The following is a 17,391-nucleotide window of genomic DNA, read 5'->3' as shown; positions in this document are numbered from 1 at the left end:
GTATGCCGTCATCCGTTCCGCTCGTGGACCTTTCGCCGTGGTTCGCGGGCACGTCCGAGGGCCGGGCCGAAGTGGCGGGCCGGATCGACCACGCCCTGCGGGAGTCCGGCTTCCTGCTGGTCACCGGGCACGGCGTCCCGGACGACCTGCGCCACCGGACGCGCGAGCTGGCGCGGGAGTTCTTCGCGCTGCCCGAGGACGTCAAGCAGCGCTACGCCGTCACGGTCGGCGGCCGCGGCTGGCTGCCGCCCGGCGTCGAGGCCAACGGCCACGCCGAAGGCACCGAGACCCCGCCGGACCTCAAGGAGTCCTACTCGGCGGGCGCGGACACCCGGACCGGGGTCGCCGAGGTCGACGGGTTCTGGTTCCAGCCCAACGTCTGGCCGCACGAGGTGCCCGGGCTGGGCGAGGCCGCGACGGAGTACATGCGCCGGATGCGGGCCCTGTCCGACCACCTGCTGGAGATCTTCGCCGCGGCGCTCGGCCTCGCCCAGAGCCACTTCACCCGCCACACCGGACACCCGACGTACACCTTCAACATCAATTGGTACCCGCCGATGACCCGCGTCGGCCCGCCGGCCCCGGACCAGTTCCGGATCGGCCCGCACACCGACTTCGGCACGGTCACCGTGCTCGACCGCCAGGCCGGCGTCGGCGGCCTGCAGGTCTGCACGGCCGACGGCGAATGGGAGGACGCGCCGTTCCACCCGGAGGCGTTCACGGTGAACATCGGCGACCTGATGGCCCGCTGGACGGGCGACCGCTGGCTCTCGACCCGCCACCGCGTGCTTCCCCCGGCGGCGACGGCGCCCGACGAGGACCTCGTGTCGCTGATCTTCTTCTACGAGACCGATCACGACGCGCGGATCACGTCACTGGCGCCGCCGCTGGGCACCCGGACCTATCCCGAAGTGATCGCGTCGCAGTACCTGAAGGAGAAGCTGGACGCGATCACGATCAGCTGACGGCTCACGCCGGGGGCTCGGCGCAGACGGTCCGGTTGCGGCCGGCCGCCTTCGCGCGCAGGAGCGCCGCCTCCGCCGCCGGCAGGGCGTCGTCGAGGAGGCCGTCCGAGCAGCCGGCCACGCCGATCGACACCGTCACCCCGACGAACTGCGGGCCGTCGCCCGAGGCCTTCAGCGCCACGAGCGTCGAGGCGATCCGCAGCCGGATGCGCTCCGCGATCGCCATCGCGTCGAAGGGGCGGGTGCCGGGCAGCAGCACGGCGAACTCCTCGCCGCCGGAGCGGCCGACCAGATCGGCCGCGCGGACCTCGTCGCGCAGGGTGCCGGCGACCGCGCGCAGGACGGCGTCGCCGATGCGGGCGCCGTAGCGGTCGTTGAGCAGGCGGAAGTGGTCGAGGTCGAGCAGCAGGACGGCCGCGCCGGGATCGCCGGGGCGGTCCAGCCGGGCCTCGGCGGCGCCGCGCCAGGACGCGGCGGTCAGCACCCCGGTGCCCGGGTCGAGGGTGACGTGGTCGCGGCGGCCGGCCCCCAGCCCGCCGCGGTGCAGCACGACGGTGGCGCCGGCCAGCACCGGGACCAGCAGCGGCGCAGCGACCGTGGCCCAGGCGAGCGGAAGGCCGAACGCGGTCATCGCGGCGTCGAAGGCGTGCCCGGGTGCGGCTTCGCGCGGACGGCGGGGCCCGTCGGCACCGGTCACCAGCGCGGCGTTGACCGCGAGGAACACCAGCCCGGCGACGGTGAGCAGGAGGACGGTCCGCGTGTCGAGCACCGCGCCGAGCGGCCGGACGCCGGTCGCGGTGAGGAAGGCACCGGCGACGAGGCCGGCCAGCGCCGTCGCCGCGGCACCGAACACCTGCCGGTGAACCGGTTTTCTGCGGACCCGGAACCACTGGTGCAGTGCGGAGAGCAGGACCAGCGAGACGGCCAGGCCGGGCCGGAGCACGAGCACCCCGGCGAAGATCCACGGCGTGTCGACGCCGGGCCCGAGCAGGGTGTCCTCGCGGTGTCGCTCGACCGGCCGCGCGAGCTCTGCGGACCCGAGCATCCCCGCCGCGAGCAGCGCGAACGGTGTCAGCATCGCGGCGAGCGGCGGGAAGCGGAGGGCGGCGAGCACGACGGCGGCGACGGCGAGGGCGTCGACCCCGACCAGGTACCAGACCTGGCCGCGGCGCGGCAGCCGCCACAGCGCCCACCGGCGTGGGGCGAAGCGCTGCGGGACGAGAGCGGGCAGGAACCGGCCCGGGCGGCGTTCCCCGCCGGCGGCGACCGTGGAATCCCCCACCATTTCGGCAAAGTAGCCGGAACGCAGGCTCCTGTCGATCCGCCTTCAGGGGAATTTAACACCGTCGGGAACCGGGTGCATCGTGGGTCATTTTCCGACCGACGGAGGGTTGACACGCGATATTGGTCTAGTCCACTGTGTGGTGGCACACAGCACTCCTCCCGGGTTGATCCCGCCGCCTCAAACCGGAGGTGCTCCACCTGCGCGTTCCGGAGGACCCCCATGAAATCAGTGCGCCGTCTGCTCACCCTCGCCGCCGCGGCTTCGGCCGCGCTGGCCACGACGGTCGGGCTCGCCCCGCAGGCCATGGCCGCGGTCGACCCCGTGCTCGCCTCCCCGTACCTGTACCAGTGGGGCGGGCAGACGAGCCCGACCGCCGCGATGTCCGCGACGGGCGTGAAAGCGTTTACGCTCGCCTTCGTCCTCTCCGACGGGACCTGCAACCCCAAGTGGGACGGCAGCCGGTCGCTGACCGGCTCGGACAAGACGATGATCCAGAACATCCGCAACGCGGGCGGGGACGTGATCCCCTCCTTCGGCGGCTGGTCCGGCACCAAGCTGGGCTCGAAGTGCACGTCGGCCTCCGCGCTGGCGGGTGCCTACCAGAAGGTGATCGACGCCTACGCGCTCAAGGCGATCGACCTCGACATCGAGAACACCGACGAGTTCCAGAACGCGACGGTCCAGGACCGCATCCTCAACGCGGTCAAGCTGACCAAGCAGAAGAACCCCAACCTGCGCGTGGTGATCACGATCGGCACCACCACGACCGGCCCCGACACCTGGGGCCAGCGCCTGATCAACCAGGCCAAGGCGATCGGCGCGGGCGTCGACGTCTGGTCGGTCATGCCGTTCGACTTCTCCAGCGGCGGTGACATGGCGGCGCTGACGAAGTCGGCGGTCGACGGGCTGAAGAACCAGCTCAAGACCACGTTCGGCTGGAACGACGACACCGCCTACCGGCACAGCGGCCTCTCCTCGATGAACGGCAAGACCGACAACGCGGGCGAGACGGTCACCGTGGCGAACTTCAATTCGATCCGCGGTTACGCGGCCAGCCACCACCTCGCCCGCTTCACGTTCTGGGCCACCAACCGCGACTGCAGCGGCGGCGGCGAGTGCAGCGGCATCAGCCAGGACAAGTACGCGTTCACGAAGATCGTCGCCGGCTACACCGGCTGACCCACCGAACCCGTAGTGGGGCTGTCGGGGGCCCTCTCACCGGCATCGGGGCCGGTGAGGGGGCCTTCGCGGGTCAGCGCCGCGGGCCGCCGGAATAGGGCCCGCAGAGGTACGGGTAGCACGGGTTCCACCCCGGATTCCAGGTGGGCGGCGAGCTCGTCTTCGTCGTCACCGGGGGCGGTGGCGGCAGTTCGACCGTGACCGTCGGGGTCGGGGTTGGCGTCCGGCGCGCGCGCATCACCACCGAGGACGGCGTGGTCGTCTCGGCCGGGACGGCGAGCGCGGTCGACGCCGGGACCGCGCTGGCCGGCTGAAGCTGCGGGAACTGCGTGGAGCCCGGCACGGAGTCCGGCCGCGTCGCCAGCACGACCACGAGCCCGCCCAGCACGACGATCACCGCCGACGCCAGCGCCATCCGCGCCACCCCGCGGGCCCCGGCTTCGGGCTCGGCGTCCCGGCGCGCCGCCAGCTCGGCCGCCCGCGAGCCCGGTTTGCGTGGCCGCGCGCCGGTCTGCCTGAGCAGCTCGTCGACCGTGACCCGGTCCCGTCGTCTGCGCGCGCTGCGCGTCATGCACGGCCTCCACCCGACGCCCCGCCGCCCGCGCTCGCCCGCGGCGGCCTGATCCGGGGTGGATAGTAGAAACCCTTGTGGCAATTGTAAACGCGCTGATCGCCGCGGTCTCGTTACCGTTTCGAGACAACCGAATTTCGCTCCCGGCCGTAGCCGTCAACGAGCCGCGAACCGCCGCCGCAGCCCGGCCACCCGGCGGGTCACCGGGGTGAACTCGGGCAGCTTCAGCAACGCCAGCAACCCGAACGGCACGGCCATCCCGAGCAGGCCCTGCACCGGCAGCTTCACCCACGCCCCCGGGATCACCCCGAGCGACGCGGGCACGGCCCGCCCGGCGAGCACCGCCGCCACCACGCCGAGCCCGCTCACCGAGAGGGTGATCAGCCCGACCCGCAGCGACCGCTTGCTGCGCAGGTGGCCGAGCCGCACCCACAGCCAGACCTGGCCGAGCACGGCCCCGACCACGAACCCGGCGCCGTTGACGAGCATGACGCCGTAGACGACGTGCTCGCCGTCGAGCAACCCGCGGCACAGCAGCAGCAACGGGATCTTCACCGCCGTCATCACGAGCATGATCAGCGTGGGCGTGCGGGCGTCCTTCATCGCGTAGAAGACCCTCAGCTGCAACATGACCAGGGCGAAGGGCAGCAGCCCGACGGCGGAGACGGCCAGGGTTTGGCCGAGCCGCTCGGCGTCGTCGAGGGTGCCGCGGCCCCAGGTGAAGATGGCGATGCCGATCGGCGTGCCGACCACGGCCAGCACCGCCGAGATGGGCACGAAGAGCACGGTCGACATGCGGGAGGCGAGCGAGAGGTCGCCCACGAGCGACACCGTGTCGCCGTCCGCGGCGGCGCGGCTCATCCGCGGCATCAGCGCCGTCAGCAGCGAAACGCCGAGGATGCCGTAGGGCAGTTGGAACAGCAGCGAGGCGTAACTGTAGGCCGTGACGCCGCCGCTGTTGCCGCCGGTCAGCACCCGAGTGGTGATGACGAACCCGACGTGGCTGACCACGACGTAACCGAGGATCCAGGCGGCGAGCCCGCCGAACTCCTTGATCCGCGGATCGAAGCCCCAGCGCCAGCGGAAGCGGAACCCGGTGCGCAGCAACGCCGGGATGAGCACGACCGCCTGCGCGACGATGCCGAGCGTGGTGCCGAGGCCGAGCACGAGCAGCTTCGGATCGCTCATGTGGACCGGGTCGAGGGTCAGCTCCCCCGGCACGACGGCGAACACGACGAGCGTGCCGGTGACGACGACGTTGTTGAGCACCGGCGCCCAGGCCGGCGGGCCGAAGACGTTCTGCGCGTTGAGGATGGCCGACAGCAGCGCGAACAAGCCGTAGAACAGGATCTGCGGCAGCAGCAGGTACGCCAGCGCGGTGGTCAGCCCCGGGTTGGCGGTCGCGGACGATTTGTCGACGTAGAGCGCGGTGAACAGCGGGGCGATCGCCACCGCGACGGCCGTGCCGACGGCCAGCAGCACCAGCGCCATCGTGATGAGCCGCTGGGTGTAGGCGCGGCCGCCGTCCGGGTCGTCGTGGGAGCGGACCAGCAGCGGCACCACGATGCTGGCCAGGACGCCGCCGAAGAGCAGTTCGAAGACGATGTTGGGCAACGTGTTCGCGACGGTGAAGGAGTCGTTGACGACCCCGGCCCCGACCACGGCGGCGAGCAGCAGCTTCGCGACGAACCCGGTGACCCGGCTGACGGCCGAGGCGACCGCCATCCGGCCGCTGGAGCGGGCCAGCGACGAGCCGGCACCCGCCCCGCGGCCGGCGCTGACCGGCGACGCGGGCGGCCGCGCGACGATCTGGCCGGCGAACTCGTCGTAGGCGCGCCGGGAGACGTCGGGGTCACGGGTCGGCCAGTGCGGGCCCCGCAGCCCGCTCGGGAGGAAGACCGTAGCCTCGTCGTCCACCGGTGGTGGGTGCTCCGCCATGGGGACAAGCCTGCCAGGTCAGGGACACGAACGGGAGACCGAACACTTGTTCGGGGAGCGACGCTGCGTGACGCTCAGGCGGCGACGGTGATCTCCAGCGCGGCCCGCCCGGCCTCGGTCAGCTCGGCGGCCACGCGCCCGGTGCCGCCTTCGACGGCGGGCCGCAGGTAGCCACCGTGGGCGAGGGCGTGCGCGGTGATCTGATCGCAGCAGGCGAATCCGTCGATGAAGAGGTCCGGCTCGCAGCTGCACGACATCTGCGCACGCCCCGCGGCGACCGCCTTCAGCATCGCCATCGCGCGGTGGGTGAGCTCGACTCCTGAACCGGACACCGGACTGCCTTTCTCTCTCGCCACTACAAGGGGTTATTCGCCCATTGGGCCGATTGTGTTACTTACGGCACTAGGACGTTCGAGGTGCGGGTGAGGTTCCACGGGCGGAAAAGTCTGTCCTGCGGCAGACGCGCCCCGCCTCGCCGGCTGCTCGAATCGGAGGCATGAAAGCACTGCTCAAGCAGGTGACAGCGGTCGCCGCGCTGCTCGTGACGGCGGCGGGGACCGCCACGGCCGCCGAGGGCCTGGCGTGGCGGGACTGTTACGAAGGCCTGTCCTGTACCGAGATCCTGGTGCCCGCTGACCGGGACCACCCCGGCGGCGGCACCGTCGCCGTCCCGCTGCTCACGATTCCCGCGCGCGACCGGAAACTCGGTACGTTGCTGGTCAACCCGGGTGGTCCGGCCCAATCGATCCCGCTCTTCGCCGTGCCGGGGTCCGCGATCAGTTCAGCGGCCTCGCGGCGCGGTTCGACGTCGTCGTGTTCGACCCGCGCGGCCTCGACGTCACGTGCCCGGCGCCCGCGCCCTTGCCGGGGCCGCTGACCATGAGCGCGTACGAGGCCTACGCGGCCGCGAACGCGAAGTTCGCGGCGGACTGCCCGGCGGCCCGCAGCCGTCTCGGGGCCGATCAGGTCGCCCGCGACATGGACGTGATCCGCGCCCGGCTGGGCGAGCGCCGGCTGAACTACTTCGGCAGCTCGTACGGCACGGTGTACGAGCAGGAGTACGCGGCGCTGTTCGGTGCCCGCGTGGGGCGCATGTACCTCGACAGCGTGCTGGACCACACCCGCCGCGACCCGGCGGCGTGGACCCGGGCCGGCGCGGAGACGGCCGAGCACAACCTGGTCCGGATGGCCCGCTGGTGCGCGGCGGAGGCGGGCTGCGCCCTGCACGGCCGTGACGTGATCGCGGTGTGGGACGGGCTGCTGGCCACCCCGGACGCCCCGGCGATCGTGGCCTGGGCGGCGGCGCGGATCGGCACCGACAGCAGCTGGCCGGCGCTGCTGGTCGACGCCGTCCGCGCGGCGGCGCGCGGTCAGGGGTTGCTCGACCCGCAGGTCACCCGCCGCACCCTCCGCCGGTTCGCCGAACCCACCGGTGGACGGCCGGTGAGTCCTTGCCGGGTCGGCTTCGGGAGAGCTGTCCCTCGCCGTGTGGTCGGATTCGGGAGAGCTGTCCCTCGCCGGGTGGTCGGCTCTGGAGAAAAGCTTTGCCTCGCCCTGTGGCCGGCGCCGGGGAAAAAGCTGTCCTCGTCGGACGGGCAGGCTCTGGGATGACCTTGGGTTTTGGAGGTGCGTTCGGCTTCTCGAGGGGGCCGCGGAAGGTCAGGCCAGGCGCAGTTCGAGGGTTCGGGCCCACTCTCGCACGATCTGGCGACGCCTGCGTGTGTCGTCCGTCAGGAGGTTGGCCAGGCCCAGGCCTCGGGCCAGGTCCAAAGTGGCCTGGACCAGCTCTCGCACGCCCGGCCGGGATTCGTCCACCCCCAGGAGCTCCACCGTCACCCGGTGTGCCTCGCGGCCGACCCTTGCCTCCAACGGCACCAGCACGTCCCGCAGGGCGTCGTCGGTTGCCGCCACCGACCACAGCTGCAGGGCCGCTCGGAACAGCGGCCCGGTGTAGAGGTTCAGCACCATCTCCACGACGCACTCGATGCGGGACGTGCCGCTCGGGAGGTCGGCCGCCTGGGCTCGGAGCTCGTCGATCTGGGCTTCCCCGAGCAGGTCGACCGCCGCCACCACGAGGTCTTCGCGCGCCGGGAAGTGGTGCTGGGCCGCGCCGCGGGAGACGCCCGCGCGTTCGGCGATCCCGGCCACCGTCACGCCGTGCCAGCCGCGCTCGCCGAAGCTGTCGAGGGCGGCCTCGATCAGGCGCCGCCGCGTGGTGCGGCTGCGTTCCTGCTGGGGTTCGCGGATGCCCGTCAAGCCGGTTCCACCCAGAAGTCGAGCTGGAGGTCCTCTTCGGAATCGCCGACGCGGTACTTCGCGAAATCCGTCACGCCGGCAGCCCGCAGGACCTCGTCGTCGAGGAAGAAGTTCCCGGTCGCCTCGCGGCTCGGCTTCGTCAGGATCACGTGCGCGGCGTCGGCCATGATCTCCGGTGTCCGGCTGCGGGACGCCAGTTCCGCGCCGACGACGTTGCGGATCGCCGCGGTGTCGATCGTCGTGCGCGGCCACAGGGAGTTGACCGCGACGCCGTCCTGCTTCAGTTCGGCCGCGAGTCCGACGGTCACCAGGCTCATCGAGTACTTCGCGATGCTGTAGGCGAGATGGCCGGCGGTGAACCACTTCTCGTCGAGGCTGATCGGCGGGGACAGCGTCAGGATGTGCGGGTTCGCGGACCGGCGCAGGTGCGGGATGGCCAGTTTGGACAGCAGGAACGTCCCGCGCGCGTTGATGTCCTGCATCAGGTCGTAGCGCTTCATGCTGACCTGCTCGGTCGGCGTCAGGTCGATCGCGCTGGCGTTGTTCACCACGATGTCGATGCCGCCGAACTGTTCGACGGTCTTCGCCACCGCGCCGGCGACACCGTCGTCGTCGCGGACGTCGCCGAGGATCGGCAGCGCGTGGCCGCCCGCCTCCTCGATCGCTTCGGCCGCCGTGTGGATGGTGCCCGGCAGCTTCGGGTGCGGCTCGGCCGTCTTCGCCAGGAGCGCGACGTTCGCGCCGTCTCTCGCGGCCCGGAGCGCGATCGCCTCGCCGATGCCCCGGCTGCCGCCGGACATCAGGATCGTCCTGCCTTCCAAAGTGGACATGACGACTCTCCTAGTAGGACTTCGGCAGGCCGAGGCTGTGCTGGCCGACGAAGTTGAGCACCATTTCGCGGCTGACCGGCGCGATCCGGCCCAGCCGCACCGCTGTCACCAGGGTGCCGAGGCCGTACTCGGTGGCCAGGCCGTTGCCGCCGTGGGTCTGCACGGCCTGGTCGGTCGCGCGGATCGCGACCTCGGCGGCGGCGTACTTCGCCATGTTGGCCGACTCCCCCGCGCCGAAGTCGTCGCCGGAGTCGTAGAGCGACGCCGCCTTCTGCGTCATCAGCTTCGCGAGTTCCAGCTCGATCTTGATCTCGGCCAAGGGGTGCGCGAGACCCTGGTGGGTGCCGATCGGGGCACCCCAGACCTGCCGCTCGTTCGCGTACCCGACCGCCTTGGCCAGCGCGTACCGCGCGATGCCGAGGGAGAACGACGCGCCCATGATGCGTTCGGGGTTGAGGCCCGCGAACAGCTGCGCGATCGCCGCGTCCTCCTCGCCGACCAGCGCCTCGGCCGGCAGCTTGACGTCGTCGAGGAACAGCGAGAACTGGTTCTCCGGTGCGACGATGTCCATCGGGATCTTCGTGTACTCGAAGCCCTCGGTGCCGGTCGGCAGGATGAACAGCGCGGGCTTGAGCCGTCCGGTCCTCGCGTCTTCGGTGCGGCCGACGACGAGCACGGCGTCGGCCTCGTCGACGCCGGAGATGTAGACCTTGCGTCCACTGAGGACCCAGCCGTCGCCGTCGCGCTTGGCGGTGGTGGTGATCTTGTGCGAGTTCGACCCGGCGTCCGGCTCGGTGATCGCGAAGACCATCCGCTTGCTGCCGTCGGCGATGCCCGGCAGCCACTGCTTCTTCTGCTCTTCGGTACCGAACCGGGAGATCACGGTCCCGCAGATGGCCGGCGAGACGACCATGAGCAGCAACGGCGACCCCGCGGCGGCGAGCTCTTCGAGCACCGCGGCGAGGTCGGCGATACCCGCGCCCCCGCCGCCGTACTCCTCGGGGATGTTGACGCCGAGGTAGCCCAGGCGCCCGGCTTCGTCCCAGAGTTCGTGCGTCTTCTCGTCCGCGCGGGCCTTGCGGGCGTAGTACTCGTGCCCGTACTTGGCGCCGAGTTCGGCGACGGCCTTGCGAAGCGCGATCCGCTCCTCCGGCTCGATGAAGTTCATCGCGTTCATTCTGCTTCTCCCACCACCGCGAGGATCGTGCCCACTTCGACCTGCTGTCCGACTGTCACCGGCAGTTCCGCGACCACGCCGTCGGCGGGGGCGGCGATCCGGTGTTCCATCTTCATCGCCTCGAGCCACAGCAGCGGGTCGCCCGCCTTGACCGGGTCACCGGCCTGTACCGCGAGCCGCACGACCGTGCCGGGCATCGGGGCGACCAGCGACCCCGCCGCCAGTGCGGCATCCGGATCGGCGAACCGCGGCTCGGCCTTGAGCGCCACCGACCCCAGCACCGAATCCACATAGGACACGCCGCCGTGCCGGGCGACGTCGAAGGCGCGCCGCACTCCGGCGACGTCCAGCACGACCCGGTCCGGCTTGTGCGACACCAGCTCGGCGTCGAAACCTTCGGCGCGAATACCGTCACGGGTCAGCGAGTAGACCACCTCGTACGCGCGATCGGCCACGGTGAACACCTTGCGCTGCCCGGCCGAGCGGACGTTGCGCCAGCCGCTGGGCAGCCTGCTCTGCGTGGTCGCGGACGCCCGGTTGGCCGCCGCGTCCGCCAAAGCCGCGGCGAGAGCGGAGAGCCGTTCGGTGTCCTCAGTGGCCAGTGGTGCGGCGAGGGTGTCGAGGCCGTGGCGGTCGAAGAATGCCGTGTCGGTCTCCCCCGCGAGGAAGGCTTCGTGGCGCAGGATGTTCACCAGCAGGTCGCGGTTGGTGACGACGCCGTGGATCTTCGTCGCGGCCAGGGCTTTCGCCAGCCGCCGGGCGGCTTCGGCACGGGTCGGCGCCCAGGTGATCACCTTGGCGAGCATCGGGTCGTAGTGGACACCCACCACGGACCCGGTCTCGAAGCCGGAGTCGAGCCGCAGCCCCGGCCCGTGCGTGAACGAACGGTCCACATCGGGCACTTCGAACGTGTGCAGCGTGCCGCTCTGCGGCTGCCAGTTCGCCGCCGGGTCTTCGGCGTAGAGCCGGACCTCGATGGAGTGGCCCACGGTCGGCGGCGGGTCGGCCGGGAGCCGTTCGCCTTCCGCGATCCGCAGCTGGAGCGCGACCAGGTCCAGGCCGGTGACGTTTTCGGTGACCGGGTGCTCGACCTGCAGCCGGGTGTTCATCTCGAGGAAGTAGAACCGGCCGTCGGGTCCGGCGAGGAACTCGACCGTGCCCGCGCCGACGTAGTCGATCGCCTTGGCGGCCTTGCGCGCGGCCTCGAACAGCTCCTCCCGCATCTCCGCGTCGACGAACGGCGACGGCGCCTCTTCGACGACCTTCTGGTGCCGGCGCTGGATCGAGCATTCCCGCTCCCCCACCGCCCACACCGTGCCGTGCCGGTCGGCGAGCACCTGGACCTCGATGTGGCGCCCGGTCTCCAGGTACCGCTCGCAGAAGACGGTCGGGTCGCCGAAGGCGGACCCGGCCTCGGCACTGGCGCCTTCGACCGCCTCGGCCAGCTCGTCGAGCGAGCGGACCACGCGCATCCCGCGGCCACCACCGCCGGCGGACGCCTTGACCAGCAACGGCAGGTCGTCCGCGGTCACCGAAGCAGGGTCCAGTTCGGACAGCACCGGCACCCCGGCCGCGGCCATCAGCCGTTTGGACTCCACTTTGGAGCCCATGGTCTCGATGGCCTCCGGCGGCGGTCCCACCCAGGTGAGCCCGGCGTCGAGGACGGCCCGCGCGAAGGCGGCGTTCTCCGACAGGAAGCCGTACCCTGGGTGCACGGCGTCGGCGCCGGCCTCGGCCGCGGCCTTCACCAGCAGATCCGCGCGCAGGTACGTCTCCGAAGGCGCGTTGCCGGACAGCCGGACGGCCGCGTCGGCCTCCCGGGTGTGCGGCGCGGCGGCATCGGCGTCGGAGAACACCGCGACCGTGCCGATCCCGGCGTCACGGCAGCTGCGGAAGACGCGGCGGGCGATCTCGCCGCGGTTGGCGACCAGCAGGTTCTGGATCATCGCTCGCTCACATCCGGAAGACGCCGAAGCCCTCGGCGCCCTTCACTGGTCCATTGTGGATCGCGGACAGGCTCAGGCCCAGCACGGTGCGGGTGTCGCGCGGGTCGATGATGCCGTCGTCGTAGAGCATGCCGGAGAGGAACATCGGCATCGACTCCGCCTCGATCTGGCCCTCGACCATCGCCCGCATGGCCTTGTCGTGCTCCTCGTTGTACTCCTGGCCACGGCTTTCGGCCGCCGCGCGCGCCACGATGGACAGCACGCCGGCCAGCTGCGCCGGGCCCATCACCGCGGACTTCGCGCTCGGCCACGCGAACAGGAACCGGGGGTCGTAGGCGCGGCCGCACATGCCGTAGTGCCCGGCACCGTAGGACGCTCCCATGAGGACGGACAGGTGGGGCACCTTCGAGTTCGACACGGCGTTGATCATCATCGCGCCGTGCTTGATGATGCCGCTCTGCTCGTACTCCTTGCCGACCATGTAGCCGGTCGTGTTGTGCAGGAACACCAGCGGCGTGTGGATCTGGTTGGCCAGCTGGATGAACTGCGCCGCCTTCTGTGACTCCTCGCCGAACAGCACGCCCTGCGCGTTGGCGAGCACACCGACCGGGTAGCCGTGGATGCTCGCCCAGCCCGTGACGAGCGAAGACCCGTACAAGGGCTTGAACTCGTCGAAGTCGGAGCCGTCGACGACCCGGGCGATGACCTCACGCGGGTCGAAGGGCACCTTGAGGTCGGTCGGCACGATGCCGAGCAGGTCCTCGGCGTCGTACCGCGGCTCGTCGTAGTCCGGCTTCGGCGACGGGCCTTGCTTGGTCCAGTTGAGCCGCTTGACGATGTTGCGGCCCAGGCGGATCGCGTCCTGCTCGTCGGCGGCCAGGTAGTCGGCCAGGCCCGAGGTCCGCGCGTGCATTTCGGCGCCGCCGAGCGATTCGTCGTCGGACTCCTCGCCGGTGGCCATCTTGACCAGCGGCGGCCCGCCGAGGAACACCTTCGCGCGTTCCTTGACCATCACGACGTAGTCCGACATGCCCGGCAGGTACGCACCGCCCGCGGTGGAGTTGCCGAAGACGAGGGCGATCGTCGGGCAGCCCGCCGCCGAGGCTCGCGTGAGGTCGCGGAAGATCCGGCCGCCGGGGATGAAGATCTCCTTCTGCGTCGGCAGGTCCGCGCCGCCGGACTCGACGAGGTTGATCGACGGCAGCCGGTTCTGCGCGGCGATGTCCGCGGCCCGGAAGCTCTTCTTGGTCGTCCACGGGTTGCTCGCGCCGCCCTTGACCGTCGGGTCGCTGGCCGAGATCAGGCACTCGACGCCTTCCACGACGCCGATCCCGGTGACGAGGCTGGCGCCGACGCGGTAGTCGGTGCCCCACGCGGCCAGCGGCGAGAGCTCCAGGAACGGCGAATCCTCGTCGAGCAGCAGCTCGATCCGTTCCCGGGCGAGGAGCTTGCCCCGATTGCGGTGCCGCTCGACGTACTTCTCGCCGCCGCCGGCGACGGCCTTGGCGTGTTCGGCGTCGATCTCGGCGAGCTTCTCCAGCATCGCCTCGCGGTTCGCCCCGAACTCGGCGGCCCGCGTGTCCACTGTGGACCTCAAGGTAGTCACGAGGTGTATCCCAATCGCTTCGCGGCCAGGCCGGTGAGGATCTCGGTGGTGCCGCCGCCGATGCCGAGGATCCGGACGTCGCGGTAGTGGCGCTCCACTTCGGACTCGCGCATGTAGCCGAGCCCGCCGTGCAGCTGGACGGCCTCGTTGACCACCCATTCGGCGGCCTCGACGGCGGTGTTCTTGGCGAAACAGGCCTCGGCGATGACTTCTTCGCCCGAGACGTGCCGGATCGCGGCCTGCCGGGTGTAGGTGCGCGCCACGTCGATCTTCCGGGCCATCTCGGTGAGTTTGTGCTGGACGACCTGCCGCGAGATGAGCGGACGGCCGAAGGTCTCCCGCAGCCGGCACCAGTCCAGGGTCAGGTCGAGGGCGCGCTGGGCGTGCGCGTACGCCTGCACGGCCAGTGACAGCCGTTCGGTGACGAACTGGGTGGCCACCTGGGCGAACCCGCTGTTCTCGGCGCCGACGAGGTGTTCCACCGGCACCCGGACGTCCACGTAGGACAGTTCGGCGGTGTCGGAGCAGAGCCAGCCCATCTTCTCCAGCTTGCGGCTCACCGTGAACCCCGGCGTCCCGCGTTCGACGACGATCAGCGAGAGCCCGTGCGCGCCGTCGCCGCCGGTGCGCACCACCGTCGTCACGAAGTCCGCGCGGCAGCCGGACGTGATGAACGTCTTGGCGCCGTTGATGACGTACTCGTCGCCCTCGCGCACGGCGGTGGTCCGGATCCCGGCGACGTCGGAGCCGCCGTCCGGCTCGGTGACGGCCAGCGCCCCGATCTTGGTTCCCTCGAGGGTGGGCCGCACCCAGCGCTCGATCTGGACCGGGTCACCCGCTTCGGCGATGTGCGGGACGGCGATGCCGCAGGTGAACAGCGACGCGAACAGCCCGCCGGAGCCGCCCGCGTAGTGCATCTCCTCGGCTACGACCAGCGCGTCGAGGTAGTTGCCGTCGCCCCCGCCGATCTCCTCGGGGAAGGCGACACCCAGCAAGCCGAGGTCCCCGGCCTTGCGGTGCAGCTCGCGCGGCAGCTCGCCGGCGCGCTCCCAGTCGTCGAGGTGCGGCAGGACCTCCTGCTCGACGAACTTCCGCACGGTCTTGCGCAGTTCGGCCCGTTCGGGCGTCCGGAAGGGGTCGGTCACAGCAGGACCTCCGGGATGTCGATCTCCCGCGACCGCAGCCACTCCCCGAGCGCCTTGGCCTGCGGGTCGAACCGCGCCTGCGAGGCGACGCCCTCGCCGAGGATGCCCTCGACGACGAAGTTCATCGCCCGCAGGTTGGGCAGCAGGTGGCGCGTCACCGTGAGGTCCACGGTTTCGGGTAGCAGCAGCTTGAGCTCGGCCACGGTCAGCCGGTGCACCAGCCACCGCCAGGCCGCTTCCGAGCGCACCCAGACGCCGACGTTGGCATTGCCGCCTTTGTCGCCGCTGCGCGCGCCGGCGATCGTGCCCAGGGGCACCCGCCGCACCGGCCCGTGGTCGAGCGGTTCGGGCAGCGCCGGTTCATCCACTTCGGACAGGTCCTGAGTGGACACCGAAGGCGCTATGTCGACACGCATCCCGTCCGGCAGCACGGCGATGTGCGGCACCTTCTCCGCAGGCACATAGGCCGCGGTGTAGACGCCGTACGGCGAAGCGTCCGAAGGCGGCGCGGTGACGTGGAACCCGGGGTAGCTGGCCAAAGCGAGTTCGACGGCGGCACCGGTGAACGCGCGCCCGGCGATCTTCGGATCGGCGTCCTTGACGGCGACGTGCAGCAGCGCGCTGGCCGTCTGCTCGGTGTCGGCGTCGGCGTGGTCGGTGCGGGCGAGGGTCCACCGGACGTCGGCGGGCGGCCGGTCCTTCATGGACGCTTCGAGTTGTTCCCGCACCAGCGCGGCTTTCGCCTCGATGTCGAGTCCGGTGAGGACGAACGTGGTCTCGTTGCGGAACCCGCCGAGGGTGTTGAGGGCGACCTTCAGCGTCGGCGGCGGCGCTTCTCCGCGGACGCCGGAGATACGGACGCGGTCGGGCCCGTCTTCGGCCAGCGTCAGCGTGTCGAACCGGGTGGTGACGTCCGGTCCGGCGTACCGGGCTCCGGTGATCTCGTAGAGCAGCTGTGCGGTGACCGTGCCGGTGTTCACCACCCCGCCGGTCCCCGGGTGCTTGGTGATGACGCTGGACCCGTCGGCCTCGATCTCGGCGATCGGGAAGCCGGGCACGCCCAGGGAGTGCTCGGTGAAGAAGGCGTAGTTGCCGCCGGTGGCCTGGGCGCCGCATTCGATGACGTGCCCGGCGGCGACCGCGCCGGCGAGGGCGTCGAAGTCGTCGCGGGCCCACCCGTAGTGTGCGGCGGCCGGGCCGACGATGACGGAGGCGTCGGTGACCCGCCCGGTGACGACGACGTCGGCGCCCGCGTTGAGGCACTCGGCGATGCCCCAGGCGCCGAGATAGGCGTTGGCGGTCAACGGTTTCCCGAGGCCCAGCTCCTCGGCGCGCTGGACGAGGTCATCGCCTTCGACGTGCGCGATCTTGACGTCGATCCCGAGCTTGGCCGCCAGCTCGCGGAGCGCATCGGCGAGCCCGGCGGGATTGAGCCCGCCTGCGTTGGCGACGATCTTGACGCCCTTTTCCCGCGCCAGGCCGAGGTTTTCCTCCATCTGGCGCAGGAAGGTCTTGGCGTAGCCGCGGGTGGCGTCCTTCATCCGGTCGCGGCCGAGGATGAGCATGGTCAGCTCGGCCAGGTAGTCGCCGGTCAGCACGTCCAGCGGCCCGCCGGTGAGCATCTCGCGCACGGCGGAGAACCGGTCGCCGTAGAACCCGGACGCGTTGCCGATGCGATAGGTCATGCGAACTGCCCCGGCTTGCGGCCTCCCCCGGGCGGCCCGGCGAAGGCCTGCGCGATGCCGAGCCACTCCTCGACGTCGGCGCCGCGGGCGACCAGATCGGTGTCGGCGGGGTGCCGCCGCTGGGTGACGACGAGGCAGAAGTCCAGCGCACTGCCGGTGAGCTTCTGCTCGGCGTCCTCGGGCCCGAACGCCCAGGTGGAACCATCGGGTGCGGCGAGTTCGACGCGGAATTCCTCGACCGGCGGGGCGAGCGAGTGGAGCTTGTAGGCGAAGTCGCGGGTGCGGGTGCCGAAGCGGGCGATGTGCCACAGCCGCGCGGTCGGCTCACGGGTCAGGCCGAGGGCGTCGAAGATGTCCTGGCCGTGCGCCCAGGTTTCCATCATCCGCGCGGTCGCCATCGAGGCGGCGCTCATCGGCGGTCCGTACCAGGGCAGCTTCTGCCCGTCCGGCACCGCCGCCAGCGCCTCGGCCAGCTGACGGCGGCCGTCACGCCAGTCTTCGAGGATTTCCGCGGGCGGCCGTTGCGCCCCGGCGGCGGCCCCGTCGTCGACGTAGGTCTCCCCCGCCTTGAGCAGTTCCTCGACCTCGGCCTGCCAGTCTTCCGGGTGCGCCGCGGCGATCAGGGCCTTCCGGTCAGTCCAGGCCAGGTGCGCGATCTGGTGCGCGATGGTCCACCCCTCGGCGGGTGTCGCGCGCCCCCAGTCGGCGGTGGGCAGGTTCGCCACCACGTCGTCGATCGTCCGTGTCTCCGCGTCGAGATCCCCGCGGATCACGCCGAGGTCCGCCATCGCCCGCCTCCTTGCGTCCG

16 protein-coding genes are annotated in these 17,391 nt (G+C 71.4%); 4 read left to right on the top strand and 12 right to left on the bottom strand.

Annotated elements, in window-relative coordinates; translation table 11 throughout:
• Positions 1 to 2: 2 nt before the first annotated feature.
• Positions 3 to 965: an isopenicillin N synthase family dioxygenase gene (locus tag ACFPLC_RS30110; protein ID WP_378189864.1), complete on the top strand. Its 963-nt coding sequence runs from the start codon at positions 3 to 5 to the stop codon at positions 963 to 965.
• 4 nt (positions 966 to 969) lie between these two features.
• Here the strand turns inward: ACFPLC_RS30110 and ACFPLC_RS30105 are convergent, their stop codons facing one another.
• Positions 970 to 2,250: a GGDEF domain-containing protein gene (locus ACFPLC_RS30105; RefSeq protein WP_378189866.1), complete on the bottom strand. Its 1,281-nt coding sequence runs from the start codon at positions 2,248 to 2,250 to the stop codon at positions 970 to 972.
• A 219-nt stretch (positions 2,251 to 2,469) separates the two neighbouring features.
• Here ACFPLC_RS30105 and ACFPLC_RS30100 point away from each other — a divergent pair, with 219 nt between their 5' ends.
• Positions 2,470 to 3,429, top strand: coding sequence for a chitinase (locus ACFPLC_RS30100; protein WP_378189868.1), 960 nt, complete (start codon positions 2,470 to 2,472; stop codon positions 3,427 to 3,429).
• A gap of 73 nt (positions 3,430 to 3,502) precedes the next feature.
• On the opposite strand, the gene ACFPLC_RS30095 is transcribed toward ACFPLC_RS30100, so the two are convergent.
• The 3 genes from ACFPLC_RS30095 to ACFPLC_RS30085 all read right to left on the bottom strand — a co-directional run bounded on the left by ACFPLC_RS30095 (position 3,503) and on the right by ACFPLC_RS30085 (position 6,270).
• Positions 3,503 to 4,000, bottom strand: a complete 498-nt coding sequence (locus ACFPLC_RS30095) for a hypothetical protein (RefSeq protein WP_378189870.1) — start codon at positions 3,998 to 4,000, stop codon at positions 3,503 to 3,505.
• A 156-nt stretch (positions 4,001 to 4,156) separates the two neighbouring features.
• Complete coding sequence (murJ, locus tag ACFPLC_RS30090; RefSeq protein WP_378235968.1) at positions 4,157 to 5,938, bottom strand: murein biosynthesis integral membrane protein MurJ; 1,782 nt, start codon at positions 5,936 to 5,938, stop codon at positions 4,157 to 4,159.
• Positions 5,939 to 6,012: 74 nt separating this feature from the next.
• The gene (locus tag ACFPLC_RS30085; protein ID WP_378189874.1) at positions 6,013 to 6,270 is read right to left on the bottom strand and encodes a hypothetical protein; all 258 of its coding nucleotides are present in this window, start codon (positions 6,268 to 6,270) and stop codon (positions 6,013 to 6,015) included.
• Positions 6,271 to 6,434: 164 nt separating this feature from the next.
• Between ACFPLC_RS30085 and ACFPLC_RS30080 the strand changes: the two genes are divergently transcribed.
• On the top strand, positions 6,435 to 6,815 hold the full coding sequence (locus ACFPLC_RS30080) for a hypothetical protein (protein WP_378189876.1): 381 nt from the start codon (positions 6,435 to 6,437) through the stop codon (positions 6,813 to 6,815).
• The gene (locus ACFPLC_RS30075) at positions 6,752 to 7,549 is read left to right on the top strand and encodes an alpha/beta hydrolase family protein (protein WP_378189877.1); all 798 of its coding nucleotides are present in this window, start codon (positions 6,752 to 6,754) and stop codon (positions 7,547 to 7,549) included. The genes ACFPLC_RS30080 and ACFPLC_RS30075 overlap by 64 nt, the downstream gene beginning before the upstream one ends.
• Positions 7,550 to 7,597: 48 nt before the next feature.
• Here ACFPLC_RS30075 and ACFPLC_RS30070 read toward each other — a convergent pair whose 3' ends face one another.
• Genes ACFPLC_RS30070 through ACFPLC_RS30035 form a run of 8 tightly spaced genes read right to left on the bottom strand, consistent with a single transcriptional unit; the run spans position 7,598 to position 17,371 of the window.
• The gene (locus ACFPLC_RS30070; RefSeq protein ID WP_378189879.1) at positions 7,598 to 8,194 is read right to left on the bottom strand and encodes a TetR/AcrR family transcriptional regulator; all 597 of its coding nucleotides are present in this window, start codon (positions 8,192 to 8,194) and stop codon (positions 7,598 to 7,600) included.
• Complete coding sequence (locus ACFPLC_RS30065; RefSeq protein WP_378189881.1) at positions 8,191 to 9,024, bottom strand: SDR family oxidoreductase; 834 nt, start codon at positions 9,022 to 9,024, stop codon at positions 8,191 to 8,193. Before ACFPLC_RS30065 ends, ACFPLC_RS30070 begins: the two co-directional genes overlap by 4 nt.
• A gap of 10 nt (positions 9,025 to 9,034) precedes the next feature.
• Positions 9,035 to 10,201 carry an acyl-CoA dehydrogenase family protein gene (locus tag ACFPLC_RS30060; RefSeq protein WP_378189883.1) on the bottom strand — a complete coding sequence of 389 codons (1,167 nt, stop codon included), beginning with the start codon at positions 10,199 to 10,201 and terminating at the stop codon, positions 9,035 to 9,037.
• Positions 10,198 to 12,147: an acetyl/propionyl/methylcrotonyl-CoA carboxylase subunit alpha gene (locus ACFPLC_RS30055; protein WP_378189885.1), complete on the bottom strand. Its 1,950-nt coding sequence runs from the start codon at positions 12,145 to 12,147 to the stop codon at positions 10,198 to 10,200. The genes ACFPLC_RS30060 and ACFPLC_RS30055 overlap by 4 nt, the downstream gene beginning before the upstream one ends.
• A 7-nt stretch (positions 12,148 to 12,154) precedes the next feature.
• Positions 12,155 to 13,753 (bottom strand): acyl-CoA carboxylase subunit beta, encoded by a 1,599-nt coding sequence (locus ACFPLC_RS30050; RefSeq protein ID WP_378189887.1) that lies wholly within the window; start codon positions 13,751 to 13,753, stop codon positions 12,155 to 12,157.
• Positions 13,750 to 14,898: an acyl-CoA dehydrogenase family protein gene (locus ACFPLC_RS30045; protein ID WP_378189890.1), complete on the bottom strand. Its 1,149-nt coding sequence runs from the start codon at positions 14,896 to 14,898 to the stop codon at positions 13,750 to 13,752. Before ACFPLC_RS30045 ends, ACFPLC_RS30050 begins: the two co-directional genes overlap by 4 nt.
• A complete protein-coding gene (locus ACFPLC_RS30040; protein ID WP_378189892.1) occupies positions 14,895 to 16,583 on the bottom strand; it encodes an acyclic terpene utilization AtuA family protein in 1,689 nt (562 codons plus the stop codon). The genes ACFPLC_RS30045 and ACFPLC_RS30040 overlap by 4 nt, the downstream gene beginning before the upstream one ends.
• A complete protein-coding gene (locus tag ACFPLC_RS30035) occupies positions 16,580 to 17,371 on the bottom strand; it encodes a TIGR03084 family metal-binding protein (RefSeq protein ID WP_378189895.1) in 792 nt (263 codons plus the stop codon). The genes ACFPLC_RS30040 and ACFPLC_RS30035 overlap by 4 nt, the downstream gene beginning before the upstream one ends.
• Positions 17,372 to 17,391 lie beyond the last annotated feature (20 nt).

Origin of the sequence: Amycolatopsis plumensis (genome assembly GCF_042652605.1) — a bacterium.
GTDB classification, from domain to species: Bacteria; Actinomycetota; Actinomycetes; order Mycobacteriales; family Pseudonocardiaceae; genus Amycolatopsis; species Amycolatopsis plumensis.
Note: the sequence above shows the minus strand (reverse complement) of the source record. Positions and strands in the feature narration are given on the sequence as shown.

Coding starts and splice junctions, on each gene's coding strand:
- murJ (WP_378235968.1), bottom strand. CDS start 5,938: ATGGCGGAGCACCCACCACCGGTGGACGACGAGGCTACGGTCTTCCTC.
- ACFPLC_RS30095 (WP_378189870.1), bottom strand. CDS start 4,000: ATGACGCGCAGCGCGCGCAGACGACGGGACCGGGTCACGGTCGACGAG.
- ACFPLC_RS30065 (WP_378189881.1), bottom strand. CDS start 9,024: ATGTCCACTTTGGAAGGCAGGACGATCCTGATGTCCGGCGGCAGCCGG.
- ACFPLC_RS30100 (WP_378189868.1), top strand. CDS start 2,470: ATGAAATCAGTGCGCCGTCTGCTCACCCTCGCCGCCGCGGCTTCGGCC.
- ACFPLC_RS30080 (WP_378189876.1), top strand. CDS start 6,435: ATGAAAGCACTGCTCAAGCAGGTGACAGCGGTCGCCGCGCTGCTCGTG.
- ACFPLC_RS30060 (WP_378189883.1), bottom strand. CDS start 10,201: ATGAACGCGATGAACTTCATCGAGCCGGAGGAGCGGATCGCGCTTCGC.
- ACFPLC_RS30110 (WP_378189864.1), top strand. CDS start 3: ATGCCGTCATCCGTTCCGCTCGTGGACCTTTCGCCGTGGTTCGCGGGC.
- ACFPLC_RS30105 (WP_378189866.1), bottom strand. CDS start 2,250: ATGGTGGGGGATTCCACGGTCGCCGCCGGCGGGGAACGCCGCCCGGGC.
- ACFPLC_RS30055 (WP_378189885.1), bottom strand. CDS start 12,147: ATGATCCAGAACCTGCTGGTCGCCAACCGCGGCGAGATCGCCCGCCGC.
- ACFPLC_RS30040 (WP_378189892.1), bottom strand. CDS start 16,583: ATGACCTATCGCATCGGCAACGCGTCCGGGTTCTACGGCGACCGGTTC.
- ACFPLC_RS30035 (WP_378189895.1), bottom strand. CDS start 17,371: ATGGCGGACCTCGGCGTGATCCGCGGGGATCTCGACGCGGAGACACGG.